Origin of the sequence: Actinacidiphila yanglinensis, from assembly GCF_900107965.1 — a bacterium.
GTDB classification, from domain to species: domain Bacteria; phylum Actinomycetota; class Actinomycetes; order Streptomycetales; family Streptomycetaceae; genus Actinacidiphila; species Actinacidiphila yanglinensis.
Genome location: NZ_FNVU01000006.1, coordinates 390,505 through 402,982, shown reverse-complemented (window position 1 = coordinate 402,982; position 12,478 = coordinate 390,505). Strand labels below are relative to the sequence as shown.

Genomic DNA, 12,478 nt, shown 5'->3' with positions numbered 1-12,478 from the left:
AGAGCCTCCAAGGGGCGGACGGAACGGGATGCACCGGGCTACCGGCTCCCTCCAAGGCTTCCCGACCCGCCCTCTGCCGTCGTTGGCCGAGCGCACACACTTGGGTCTACTGCGCTCGCAGTAGACGAGCGGTCCCGCCTACCGCGGACAACCGAGGCGCTCGATCCGCGGGGTCGCCGGTCGGCTCGCAACGCGTGGGCGCCGTAGCCGCTGTCAGCGGTGTCGACGGTCACGGTGGGCGCTGAAGTCGATACGACGTGCGGTCATCGGGACGGTAGCCCGCGCCCAACCCCCGTCGACCTCATTCTGACGACTTGAGCATCTCCTGAAGGATGCGCTGCAGTTCGGTGCGGTCCTGCAGGGTGATCCGTGCCAGCCTGCGGTCGTACTCCGCCGCGAGTGCTGAGAGCGCGCGGTCCCGCGCTTCCTTGCCCTCAGTGGTCGGTACGAGTCGATGGCGGCGCAGGTCCTCGTCGTCGATCTCACGCCTGATGAATCCCTTGGCGACGAGGTTGCGAACGTACACGGTCACGCTCGCTTTGGGGATCATCAACGCCGCCGCGATCTCGGCAGGGTACGGCGACGTGGCCACCTCGGCCAGTACGAAGAACTCCTTCGTCTCCAGGCCGAGGTCGGTCAACTCCCCTGTGCAGGCGTCCATCACGGCACTCAGCAGCTTCTGGTTCAGCGTCCACAGCTGCGCCCCGTCGGCCGTCATGAGCGCTCCGTTCCCTCAAGGTGGTACAGTTCTGAACTAGTTCGATACTGTACTAGCGGAATTTTGAACTGGATAACTACGGAACAAATATCTCACGAAGGGCCACAGCCATGCCTCGCCGCATCACGATCCCGCGCGGACCGATCGACCTGGCCGCAGACCTCTATCTGCCCGACGGCCTCCACGACGCGGCTACGCCGCGCACAGTGGTGCTCTCCACCCCCGGCAGCAGCGTGAAGGGGCAGATCGGTGCGAACTATGCGTTCCGCCTTGCCGCCCGCGGCATCGCGGCTCTCGTGTTCGACCCCGCCCATCAAGGACAGAGCGGCGGCGAACCCCGCGACCTCGAAGACCCCTACCGCCGGGGCGAAGACATCTCCTACGCGATCGACGCACTCACCACGATCTCCGGCATCGACCCGCAGCGCATCGGCGTCCTCGGCATCTGCGCCGGCGGCGGCTACGCAGTGCACACCGCCCGCACGGACCACCGCATCAAGGCGGTCGGCACGGTCGTCCCCAGCAACATCGGCACCTCGTTCCGCGGCTTCCAGCCGGACAGCCCAGCCGCCGCACTGGATGCGCTGGCCGACGCACGCACCGAAGAGTCCCGCTCCGGCGAGCCGACCCGGGTGAAGTGGCTGCCCGACACTTTGGAAGAAGCCGCGGCGGCCGGGCTGACCGACATCGACACCACCCAGGCGGTCACCTACTACCGCACCGAGCGGGGCAGGGACGAACGCTCCACCAACCGCCGCCTCTCCCGCAGCGACTCCCTGCTGCTGGGCTACGACGCGTATCACCTGGTCGATCAGCTCATGACGCAGCCGCTCCAGGTCATCCTCGCCGGACGACTCGGCAACACCGGCTCCTACGAGTCCGGCATGCAGTTGTGGAAGCTCGCCTCCAACCCTGCCGACCTCATGGTGATCGACGGCGCCGGCCACTACGAGATGTACGACGAGCCCGAGTACGTCGACGCCGCCGTCGACCGGCTGGTCAGCTTCTATTCGCGCCACCTCTGAGGTACGTCCCGTTCCAAGGAGTTCTCAGGGAGGGGTCCTCGGATCCGGGGGATGCGGGGCTCTGCGGCCGAGGCCGTGGGAGGCCGGCCCCGCCGATGCCGGCAACTCCCGCGAAGTCGCGGGGTCGTGAGCGCTGAGCGGCTGGTTCGAGCCGGAACCCCTGACCCTGGCGAACTACGAGGTCGCGCAGCTGCCGAAGCCCACCCTGCCGGGCGCCACCCAGACCCACCCGCACCAGGAGCCCGGCCACCGGCCGCACCCGCCCGGCCACTGACCCCCGGCACGCCGACGGTCCGGCCGCCCCATTCGGGCGGCCGGACCGACTCCCGCAACGCCGTGCGTGGCGGGTCCGAACCATTTCCTAGTCGCCGACGAGGGTCTCCCAGGTCTGCGGGCCTATCTGCCCGTCGACGCCCAGCCCGTGCGAGGACTGGAACGCCCGCGCGGCGCTCTCGGTACCCGCGCCGAACTGGCCGTCCACCGACAGGCCGTAGCCGTACTTGTTCAGTTCGAGCTGGGCCGCCTTGACGGCGTCACCGCTGGAACCCTCCTGGATCTGGACGATCAGCGAGCTCCAGGTCTGCGGCCCGACCTGTCCGTCGACGCCCAGACCGTGGGCGGACTGGTAGGCCTTCGTGGCCGCGAGGGTGTCCGCGCCGAACTGGCCGTCGGTGGCGACGGACGCGCCGTGGTCGTCCAGCAGGTACTGCGCGGCCTCGACGTTGGTGCCGGTGTTGCCCTCCACGACGTTCGGCCACGGCGGCACCCCACCGCCGGTGCTGCCGGACTCGTTGTTGTAGCGGTAGGGCTGGTACAGCGACGGCGAGGGGCCGCTGGTGTTCGGCCAGTACGGGTAGGGCATCGTCAGGTGGTGGACGCCGGCGTCACCGGAGTCCTCCCAGGCGTAGTACTGGGTGTGGCCGCTGTCCGCCCAGCTGTCGAAGAGCAGCACGTGGCCGGCGTTGCCACTGGTGCCCGCCCCGAGCACGCCGATGAGGTCGCCGGGCTGCAGGCCGGCCTTGCTGATCGAGTGCACCACGGACGGCAGGCTGACCGTGGTCAGGCTGCTGGACAGGTGCAGTGCCATCGACACGTAGCCGGAGCAGTCGGTGCGGTAGGCGATGTCGCCGCCGGGCCCGTACTTGTAGGCCGTGGTGCTGTACGGGGTCCCGTTCCAGGACGCCGCTCGGGACAGGATCTCCGAAGCCGAGATGCTGCCGTTGACCGACGAGTTGGGCGTGACGACGGCCGACGCCGCCGCCGTGTGGGGCGCGGCGTTCGCGGCGGTCGGCGCCATGGCGACGAGCACCGCGGCGGCGGCCGCGACGAACATCGCGGAACGTCTCTTGAGAGACATGGTCTCTTCCTCTCTGCGGGGAACCTCTGCGTCCGGGCAGGGCGAGGCGCCCCGCAGGACTGTCGTTGCGAGCCTTGGGTGGAGTGGGCGGACCGAGCGGAGCGGGCCGATCGAGCGGAGCGGTGGCCCCTTCCGTCGGGTCCTTCGGGTCCTGCGGGTCCTTCGCCGGCGGTGGCGCCCCGCCGATGCGGGGCGGGGCGCCACCGGTGACCGGGATCAGCAGTAGGTGGGCTGGTTCACCCAGTAGTTGAGCGCGGACCAGGTGTTCGGGCCGATGACGCCGTCGGGGTTGGTGGCGCCCATGCAGTGGATCTGGAAGTTCTTCGTCGCGGCCTCGGTGTTCGAGCCGAAGTCGCCGTCCACGGTGAGGCCGCCGTTCCCGCCGTTGCCGTAGTTGGTGGTGTGGCCGTACGCGTAGGCCCAGTTGAGCTCGCACTGAGCCTGCTTCACCGCGGTGCCCTGGGCGCCGACGGTGATCTCCGGCTGGGAGTTCGTGAAGCCGCAGTGACCCGAACTCGCGGCGTGCGCCGGCACGCTGGCCACCATCGTGAGGCCACCGACGGCAAGGACGCCGACAGCGGCGGCGGCGATGCGCCGGCGGAGCGGCTGAGCGGCTGAGCGATTCGCCATGGTTCTGTTCCCCTCTAGGAATGACGCTGTCTGTGACGCCTGCGAGGACCGTGCTCACGGTGCCGAAGCCGTCACGAAGACCATCCCGGAGCGTCGTGGCACCGCCGTGCGACGGCCGTGCGACGGCTGTGGCAGTCGCGTGGCAGGGAGCGAGCGAGCGGGCGGGCGACCGAAGAGTTCGGCGGACGGACGCGGGGACGCGGCATACGGACGCGGGGTACGAACACCGACGGGAGCGCCCCGGCAGCAGTGGTCCGCCGCCGGGGCGCTCCCGGGCCGTGCGTCGAGAGGATCGTCGAGGACGGTCAGGCCGCGCGGTCGAGACCCGGGTCGTCGCCGGACAGGATGCACTGGTGCACCCGCGCCATTTCCGGCCCGGGCTCGACGCCGAGCTCGTCGATCAGGGTGCGGCGTGCGGAGCGGTAGACCGCGAGCGCCTCGGTGCGGCGCCCGGTCCGTGACAGGGACAGCATCAGCTGGGCGCTGAAGCGTTCGTGCAGGGGATGAACGGTCACCAGGGCCTGGAGCTGTGGTACCAGCGCATGGTGGCGGCCCAGACGGAGTTCCGCGTCGAACCGGAACTCCATCAGCTGGAGCCGCAGTTGCTCCAGGCGCGGCACCACGTTCTCGTGGAGCAGCTGCGACGGCACGTCCAGGAGCGGCTGGGCCCGCCACAGCTGCAGGGCCCGTTCCGCCGTGTCGGACACCGCGGTCCAGGCACCGGCGCGGAAGTGCCCGGCCGCTTCCTGGCCCAGGGACTCGAAGCGGTGCACATCGAGTTCGTGGTGCGTGACCGCCAGCACGTAGCCGGGCGCCCGGGTCCGCAGGCCCACGGCGTCCTCGGGTGCGAGGCTGCGCCGCAGGCGCATGACGTGGCTGCGCAGGGTCTGCGCGTGGCCGGCGGGTGGGGCGCCGTCCCAGACCGCGTCGGCGAGCGTGTCCACGGAGATCGGGGTGTTGGCGTGCAGAAGCAAGGTGGCCAGCAGCACCCGCTGGCGTGGACCGGTGACCGGTCGCCATCTGCCGGCGACGTCGACGCACTCCAAAGGACCAAGAAGCCTGAACCGCATTGCCCACTCCCCCGATCGGGTGCGGGCGCGGCCACGGTGACCGTTCGCCCGCCGCGCAGGCCGTCCGTTGCTCCGCGGCGGCCTGCGACGTCCCGCCGTGCCGATTGTCACGACTTCGGGGGAGAGGGCCAAGCTTCCCCACCCCGCGTGTGACAATCTCACCGAAGTCGCGCCTGTGACCTGCGCAGTGAGACCGCGTCCCAAGCAGGTGGGGACGCCGCCGTAGGAGATGAACCGTGCCGTACTGGGCTTCACTTCCCGATGACCTGGATCCGGCCCATCGGCAACTCATCACCCGATTACGCGCGTTGAAGGACGAGCACCGGCTGACGTACAAGGACATGGGCCGGTTGACCCATTACAGCAAGGCGTCCTGGGAACGCTGGCTCAATGGCAAGCGCATGGTCACCCGCCCGGCGCTGGCCAGCCTCCTGGCGGCGACGGGCAACGACGACGAGCTCCTGCGGCTGCACGACATCGCCGCCGCCCCCGAGTCCGCGCCCGACGTGGCGCCCCCCACCGGCGCCGCCCCCGACCTCCCGGCTGTGGAGTCCTCGGCGGCGGCTTCCTCCCCCCGCGATGCAGCGGGCCGTGACGCAGCCCCGAGCCGGGTGCTGGCTCAATTGCCGCGGGACGTACCGGACTTCACCGGCCGAGAGGCGAGCGTCGCGGGCCTGTGCCGGCTGCTGGAGGAAGGCTCCGCCGACGGCCCGGCCCGGCCGGTGGTGGTGTCGGCCCTCACCGGCACCGGGGGAGTGGGCAAGACCGCGCTGGCCCTGCACGTCGGCCATCGCGTGCGGGGCGACTACCCGGACGGCCAGCTCTACGTCAACCTGCGGGGCACCGGCGACTCCCCGCGCGATCCGGCCGGGGTGCTCGTCGACTTCCTGCGGGACCTCGGCGAGCCGGACCGGTCCCTCCCGCAGGACGCGGCGGCCTGCGCGGCCGGATTCCGCTCGGTGACCGCGGGCCGCCGGCTCCTCATCGTCCTGGACGACGCGCTGGACGCCGCGCAGGTGCGACCGCTGCTGCCGGGAAGCGGCGCCTGCGGCGTCCTGGTCACCAGCCGGCACCGCCTTCCGGGACTGGCCGGCGCCGTGCCGCTGCACCTCGACGTCCTGCCGCCGTCGGAGGCCCGCGCGCTGTTCACCTCGGTGGTCGGCGCCGCGCGGGTCCGCGCCGAACCCGGGGCGGTCGAGGAGGTGCTGGGGTTCTGCGGCGGCCTGCCGCTGGCCGTCCGGATCGCCGCCTCCCGGCTGGCCTCAAGGCCGAACTGGACCGTCGCCGCGCTGGCGGCCCGCCTCGCCGACGAGCACCGCCGCCTCGACGAGCTGCAGGTCGAGGACACCGCGGTGCGAGCCAGCTTCCGGCTGAGCTACGCGAGCCTGCCGGACGCCGACGCTCCGGGCGGGTTCACCCCGGCCCGGGCGTTCCGCCTGCTCGGGCTGGTCCCCGGCCCGGACTTCGGCGCGCGCACCGCCGCCGTGCTCTTCGACCAGCCGCCGCGCCGCACCGAGGACCTGCTGGGAGTCCTCGTCGACGCCAACCTGCTGGAGGAGCCGTCGCCCGGCCGCTACCGCTTCCACGACCTGCTGCGGGTGTACGCCGCCGAGCTCGCCGCCGCCGCGGAGGGCCCGGAGCCGTCCGCCGCCCTGGACAGGCTGCTCGACTGGTACGTCCACACCGCCGCGGCGGCGAGCCGGCGCGCCCGTCCCTACGTCACGAAGCGCACGACGTATCTCGACCGCCCCGAGGTCCCCGGCCATCCGGCCCTCGCCTTCGACTCGTACGACCAGGCGATGGAGTGGTACGAGCAGGAGCGCGCCGGCCTCGTCGCGGCGGTGTCGCTGGCCGGCCGGACCGGACGCCACGAGGTCGCCTGCCAGCTCCCGTACGCGCTGTACGGCCTCCTCTACCTGCGCAACCACACCGCGGACTGGATCGCGACCCACCAGGTCGCCGTCACCGCCGCCCAGGGACTCGGCCACGGGCTCATCGAAGCCGCGACCTGGAACAACCTCAGTAACGCGTACCACACGCTGAAGAGGTTCGACGACGCCCTGGAGTGCTACGAGCGGGCCCTGACGATCTATCAGGACGGCGGCGACCGTCTCGGCGAGGCGAACACCCTGGCCAATCTGGGCATGCTGAACGGCGAACTCGGCCGGTACGACGAGGCGCTCGACTACAACAGGCGCTGCCGGGAGTCGTACGTGGAGCTCGGTGATCTGCAGGGGCAGGCGAGCGCCATGATCAACCTCGCCGAGGCGCTGCGCCTGTCCGGACGGCTGCAGGAAGCGGCGCGGACGGCCGCCGCGTCGCTGGTGTTCGTGCGGGAGCACGGCTTCCGCGGCGACGAGGTGTACATCCTGGTCACGTCCGGTGAGATCCACGGCGCGCTCGGCCGGGACGAGGAGGCGCTCGACGACTTCCGGCAGGCCGCCGAACGCGCGCACGCGGTGGGTGAGCGGCGGCTGGAAGCGATCGCCTCCGACCAGGCCGCCCGGCTGCTGGCCGCGTTCGGGCGGAAGGCCGAGGCCGCCGAGGCGTGGCGGCAGGCGCTGGCCATCATGCGGGAGACCGGCGATCCGGCGGCGGCCGACGTCGCGACCCGGCTGCGCGCGGTCGGCGGCTGAGCCGGGCCCGGCGGCAACTGGGCGCGGCCAGGAGGCAGGTGGAGGCGGGGCGGCGGCAACCGGGCGCGGCCAGGCGGCGACCGGACGCCGTACGGCAGCAACCGGACCCCGCGCGGCACCGGTTGGACAGCACGTGGCGCGGAGGACCGCCCGTTGCCGCTCAACAGGCGGGTCCGGCGCGCCCGGCGCCGAACGCCGGCTCAGGACTCCGCGGGCCGGCGGTACGCGCCGTACCACCAGATCCGGGCGAGCTCGCGGGCCAGCGCCGCGTCACCGGTGCCGTCGTCCACGCGGATGTGATGGGCGATCGCCTGGGCGCCGCCCCAGACGATGATCCTGCTCGCGGCGACGGCGTCGAGATCCGCGGGCGTCGCACCGGCGGCCTGCTCCGAGAGGAGGGTGCGGAGCACCGTCTCGTCGAACCCTTCGAGGTCGGCGGTGTAGAAGTCGCTCACCGCGGGCTCGTAGGCCGCCGCCTCGCGGACCGCGATGAGCACGCCCTGGTGGGCACGGTGGATCTTGATCACCTCCACGAAGAACCCGGCGAACCGGTCGACCCCGCTCCCCTCGCCGGCCGGCTGCCACTGCCGTGCCAGTGCCAGCACCTCTTCCCGCAGGTCGTCGCTGAGCCGGACCAGGACGTCGGCCTTCCCGGGGAAGTGCACGTAGAACGTGGCCCGGGAGACACCCGCCTCCTCCAGGATCCGCTGCACGCTGATCTCGGAGTAGGGCTCGCCGGCGTCGAGCAGCCGCTCCAGGGCGGACATCAGCTGCGCCCGGGTCGCGGCCGAGCGCGCGGCGTGGTGGTCGGCCTGGCGTCGGGTCACCGGTCTCATCGGGCACCTTTTCTCGGTTGTCGTCCGCGGACGGGTCCGCCGCGTCGCGCGGGGGCGGCGGGCAGGGGGCGCGGTCCGCGGCACCAGTTGATCAGAACCGCGCCCCGTTGTCCCCGCTGCCCCCGCCCGCCCCGGCCGTTCCCTCGTCAGTTGACCACCGCGAGGGCCTGGTCCCACAGCCGGTCCGCGGCGGCGGGGTCGACCGACCACTTCGCGACCCCCGCCATCACCTCGGGACCCCCGTCGACGACCTCCGACTCCTGGTTGTCCTCGAAGTACCGCCCGGTCACGCCGTCGAGCAGCGGTGACGCCGCCAGCAGCACGGTGGTGGCAGCCCCCTGGGCCGGCGTCTTGAAGAAGTCGGGGGTGACGAGGTTGCCGTCCGCGTCCATCGCGCCGAGCGCCTGCATCGTCGCCTGGTCGAGGTGGCGGGTGAGGTTGGTGTGGATCCACCCGGGCGCGCATGCGTTGGCGGCGATGCCGTCCTCCGCCCAGCGCCGGCTGATGCCGACCGAGAGCAGCACGTCGGCGGTCTTCGACTGCGCGTAGGCGACGAACGGGTCGTAGGGACGACGCGCGAACTGCGGGTCGTCGAAGTCGAAGCCCGCCCGCAGTTGGGCACCGGAGCTGAGCACGGTCACGCGCGGGTGGTCGGCCTCCCGCAGGGCGGTGTGCAGGCCGACGGCCAGCGCGAAATGGCCGAGGTAGTTGGTGGCGAGCTGCATCTCCCACCCCTCGGCGGTGACCTGCCGGGTGGGGAGCATCATCACGCCGGCGTTGGCGACGAGGCCGTCGAGCGGTCCGCTCCAGGCGTCGCAGAAGGCGCGGACAGAACCCAGGTCGGCAAGGTCGAGCGCGACGGCGCGGGTGCCGGGGAACTCCTCCACCAGCGACCGGGCCGCGGCAGGGTTCCGCGTGGCGACGGTGACCTGCGCCCCGGCCCCGGCGAGCGCGCGGACGGTCTCCACACCGAGACCGGAGGAGCCCCCGGTGACGATCATCCGGCGGCCGGTCAGATCGACTCCGTCGAGGACCTCGGCGGCGGTCGCGCGTATGCCGAACGACGTGGTTGTCAGTGTCATGCCTGCACCTGTCTTCGAAGAGGGGTGGTTCCCGAGAGGGGGTCGTTCCGGAGGGGCGACCTGCCGTGAACCTCCTGTTGCGGAGCCTCCGGGGTCAGCGCCCGCCAGTAACCATACAGCGTGTTCGGACATGACGAACGGACACGATGGACGGGCTCGCGCCCGCCCAGGATTCTGGACTTGCTGGTCCAATTTCATCCGCGCATGATGGCTGGACCACGTAGTCCAGAAAGGCCTGATCATCATGGACACCACCGAGCGCCTCGGCACCGTCGAGGACATCCGCCGCCTGATGGCCCGCTACGTCCGCTACGCCGACCACCAGCGCTGGCACGACCTGGCGGACCTGTTCACGCCGGACGGCACCTTCACCCCGTACAAGCCCGACGGCTCCGTGTGGCTGCGCATGGAGGGCCGGGAGCAGATCGTCGCGACGGTCGGCGCCAGCGGCGGCGCCGGGGTGGTCCTGGTCCACCACCTGTTCTCCGACGAGATCGACGTGGACTCCCCGACCACCGCCCACGGGGTGTGGGCGATGGAGGACATCGTCACCCGGCCCGAGGACGCGCCCGTCTCCGAGGCGGTCTCCTTCACGGGCATGCACGGCTACGGCCATTACCACGCGCGCTTCGTCAGGACCGGCGGGAGCTGGCGCATCGCCGAGCTGAAGCAGACCCGGCTCCGCCTCGACTTCACCTACTGAGCGGCGGCCGGCCGCTCATCCCCTTCACCGCGAGAAGCATCCGCAACGGACCATCCGCAACAGCCACCGGAAAGCAGGGTTGCCGTGACCGACGACAGCAGGACCACCAGCGCGCTGGAGCCGTACACCATCGATGTCCCCCAGGACGTCCTGGACGATCTCAGGGACCGCCTGAGGAAGACCCGGTTCTTCGACGACCTGGACAACGAGGAGGAGTACTACGGCATCAGCACCGCCTACCTCAAGCCGCTCGTGGAGTACTGGGCGGACGGCTTCGACTGGCGCGCCCAGGAGAAGCGGCTGAACACCTACCACCAGCACAAGGTCGAAGTGGGCGGCACGCCGGTGCACTTCGTGCGCGAGCGCGGCAAGGGGCCCGGGGCGATACCGCTCATCATCAACCCCGGGTGGCCCTGGCCCGGCGAGTTCAGCTACGGCCTGATCGGCCCGCTCACCGACCCCGCCGCCCACGGCGGCGACCCGTCGCAGTCGTTCGACGTGATCATCCCGGACCTGCCCGGGTTCGCCTGGTCCACCCCCGTCGGCAGGGGCGACCTCAACTACTGGAAGATCGCCGACATCCTGCACACCCTCATGACCGAGGTCCTCGGCTACGAGAGGTACGCGGTGGCCGGTTCGGACTACGGCGCCCTGGTCACCAGCGCGCTGGGCCACAAGTACGCCGACAGCATCATCGGCCTGCACTACGGCCACGACCTGCCCCCCGGCATGTTCGCCAACGAGCGGTTCTGGGACCTGACCGACGGCGCCAGGGTTCCGGAGGACGCCTCACCGGAACTGCGGGCGGGGCTGGAGAACCTCGTCTCCACCTACGTCTCGCACGTCGCGGTGCACATGCTGGACGGATCCACCCTCGCGCACGGCCTGAACGACTCGCCGGTCGGCATGCTCGCCTGGCTGCTGCGGCGGTGGAAGAAGTGGAGCGACAAGCGCGGCACCTTCGAGGAGGCGTTCCCCCGCGACTTCCTCCTCACCCAGGCGACCGTCTTCTGGGTCACCCAGTCCATCGGCTCGTCCATCCGCATGTACCGCAACGCGGTGCGCTATCCCTGGGTGCCCTCCCACGACCGCACCCCCGTCGTCGAGCCCCCGGCCGGCTTCACCTTCCTGCTCGGTGACGCCTACCCGGTCGCGGTCAACACCGTCGAGGAGCGCATCGCCGCCTTCGAGAACGGTCACACGCGGAGTTCCTTCAATGTCGTGAACGTCAACGCGCACATGAAGGGCGGCCACTTCGTCCACCACGAGAACCCCGAGGCGTTCGCGGCCGACCTGACGGAGACCTTCCGCAAGCTGCGGTGAGCACGCCGGGCGCGTGCCGTTCCGCGCGGCTCTGAGGGCCTGCTTCCGGAGCGAGCCCTCAGAGCTGGGATCCGCCGCCGTCGACGGCGAGTTCGGCGCCGGTGGTGAAGGTGGCGTCGAAGGCGAGGAAGACCACTGCCCTGGCGACTTCCGCGGGGTCGCCCAGGCGCAGCATGGGGTTCTCGGCCGCCATCTGCGCCTTGGTCTGCTCGGCCGCCTCCTTGGTCGTCGCCGAGCATCTGAACTTCGCCCGGGCGGCCGCGGCGCTGCACGTCGCTCAGCCCTCCCTCAGCCGCCAGATGCAGCGGCTGGAGGACAGCCTCGGTGTGCGCCTGCTGGAGCGCACCACCCAGGGCAGCCGTCTCTCCGCGGCCGGAGCGGCCTTCCTCCCGCAGGCGCAGAGCCTCCTGCACACCGCCGACCGGGCGGTGCTCACCGCACGCGCCGCGGCTCCGCCGCGCGCGATCACCGTCGGGTACGTCGAGGACCTCGTCATCACTCCCGCGGTACGCCACCTGCGCCGCCTCCACCCCGACGTCCACGTCCGCACCCGCCACCTGGACGTGGACGAGGCCCGCGCGCTGCCCGACGGAGTCGTCGACGCGCTCGTCCTCCGCACGCCCCTGCCGATCCCGGTCGACGGCCTGGAGGTGACCGCCCTCTACGACGAACCCCGGGTCCTGATCGTGCCCGTGCGGCACCGCCTGGCCGGCAGGGAGGCCGTCACCGTGGACGACTTCGCCGGCGAACCCCTGGTGGCCTGCGCCGGGATGGCCGCGTGGTGGACCGATTTCTGGCGCCTCGATCCCCGTCCGGACGGCAGCCGGGCGCCGCTGGGCCCCCTGCTCGTCGACACCTTCGAGGACAAACTCGAAGCCGTCGCCGACGGCCGGGCGGTCGCCCTCGTCCCCGCAGGCGACCCGCGCGGCGCGCTCCGGGACGACCTCACCACCGTCCCCGTCGAGGGAATCGAGCCCTGCCAGGTGGTGGTCGCCATCCGCAGCGGTGACGCCAACCCGCTCGCCGCCCGGTTCCGCGATGCCGCGAGAGAGCTCCTTGCCCGCGACGCCTGACGCGCTCCGCCGGGAGCCGTCCACG

The 12,478-nt window shown here is 71.6% G+C and carries 11 protein-coding genes and 1 pseudogene; 5 read left to right on the top strand and 7 right to left on the bottom strand.

All coding sequences use genetic code 11. The features are described from left to right. Positions 1-301 precede the first annotated feature (301 nt). Entirely contained in the window at positions 302-718 is a 417-nt protein-coding gene (locus C4U44_RS16740) for a MarR family winged helix-turn-helix transcriptional regulator (RefSeq protein WP_103886593.1), read from the bottom strand. Positions 719-828: 110 nt separating this feature from the next. Between C4U44_RS16740 and C4U44_RS16735 the strand changes: the two genes are divergently transcribed. After that, complete coding sequence (locus C4U44_RS16735) at positions 829-1,743, top strand: alpha/beta hydrolase (protein ID WP_103886592.1); 915 nt, start codon at positions 829-831, stop codon at positions 1,741-1,743. A gap of 361 nt (positions 1,744-2,104) precedes the next feature. Here C4U44_RS16735 and C4U44_RS16730 read toward each other — a convergent pair whose 3' ends face one another. From C4U44_RS16730 to C4U44_RS16720, 3 genes are all read right to left on the bottom strand, one after another. Then, complete coding sequence (locus tag C4U44_RS16730) at positions 2,105-3,100, bottom strand: C40 family peptidase (protein ID WP_103886591.1); 996 nt, start codon at positions 3,098-3,100, stop codon at positions 2,105-2,107. Between the two features lie 216 nt (positions 3,101-3,316). After that, entirely contained in the window at positions 3,317-3,730 is a 414-nt protein-coding gene (locus tag C4U44_RS16725) for a peptidoglycan-binding domain-containing protein (RefSeq protein ID WP_103886590.1), read from the bottom strand. A 305-nt stretch (positions 3,731-4,035) separates the two neighbouring features. After that, positions 4,036-4,800 (bottom strand): AfsR/SARP family transcriptional regulator, encoded by a 765-nt coding sequence (locus tag C4U44_RS16720; RefSeq protein ID WP_103886589.1) that lies wholly within the window; start codon positions 4,798-4,800, stop codon positions 4,036-4,038. Between the two features lie 236 nt (positions 4,801-5,036). On the opposite strand from C4U44_RS16720, the gene C4U44_RS16715 reads away from it, so the two are divergent. Beyond that, the gene (locus C4U44_RS16715; protein WP_146088278.1) at positions 5,037-7,436 is read left to right on the top strand and encodes a helix-turn-helix domain-containing protein; all 2,400 of its coding nucleotides are present in this window, start codon (positions 5,037-5,039) and stop codon (positions 7,434-7,436) included. Positions 7,437-7,636: 200 nt separating this feature from the next. Here C4U44_RS16715 and C4U44_RS16710 read toward each other — a convergent pair whose 3' ends face one another. After that, positions 7,637-8,272 (bottom strand): TetR/AcrR family transcriptional regulator, encoded by a 636-nt coding sequence (locus C4U44_RS16710; RefSeq protein ID WP_200823276.1) that lies wholly within the window; start codon positions 8,270-8,272, stop codon positions 7,637-7,639. Positions 8,273-8,418: 146 nt separating this feature from the next. After that, positions 8,419-9,354, bottom strand: coding sequence for an SDR family NAD(P)-dependent oxidoreductase (locus tag C4U44_RS16705; protein ID WP_103886586.1), 936 nt, complete (start codon positions 9,352-9,354; stop codon positions 8,419-8,421). A gap of 244 nt (positions 9,355-9,598) precedes the next feature. Between C4U44_RS16705 and C4U44_RS16700 the strand changes: the two genes are divergently transcribed. After that, positions 9,599-10,057 (top strand): nuclear transport factor 2 family protein, encoded by a 459-nt coding sequence (locus tag C4U44_RS16700; protein WP_103886585.1) that lies wholly within the window; start codon positions 9,599-9,601, stop codon positions 10,055-10,057. Between the two features lie 84 nt (positions 10,058-10,141). Next, the gene (locus tag C4U44_RS16695; RefSeq protein ID WP_200823275.1) at positions 10,142-11,380 is read left to right on the top strand and encodes an epoxide hydrolase family protein; all 1,239 of its coding nucleotides are present in this window, start codon (positions 10,142-10,144) and stop codon (positions 11,378-11,380) included. 58 nt (positions 11,381-11,438) lie between these two features. Here C4U44_RS16695 and C4U44_RS16690 read toward each other — a convergent pair. Next, positions 11,439-11,606 (bottom strand): annotated as a pseudogene (locus C4U44_RS16690) (SDR family oxidoreductase); the annotation flags it as partial. On the opposite strand from C4U44_RS16690, the gene C4U44_RS16685 reads away from it, so the two are divergent. Continuing rightward, positions 11,554-12,453 carry a LysR family transcriptional regulator gene (locus C4U44_RS16685; RefSeq protein WP_103886584.1) on the top strand — a complete coding sequence of 300 codons (900 nt, stop codon included), beginning with the start codon at positions 11,554-11,556 and terminating at the stop codon, positions 12,451-12,453. The pseudogene C4U44_RS16690 and the gene C4U44_RS16685 overlap by 53 nt on opposite strands. Positions 12,454-12,478: the final 25 nt, after the last annotated feature.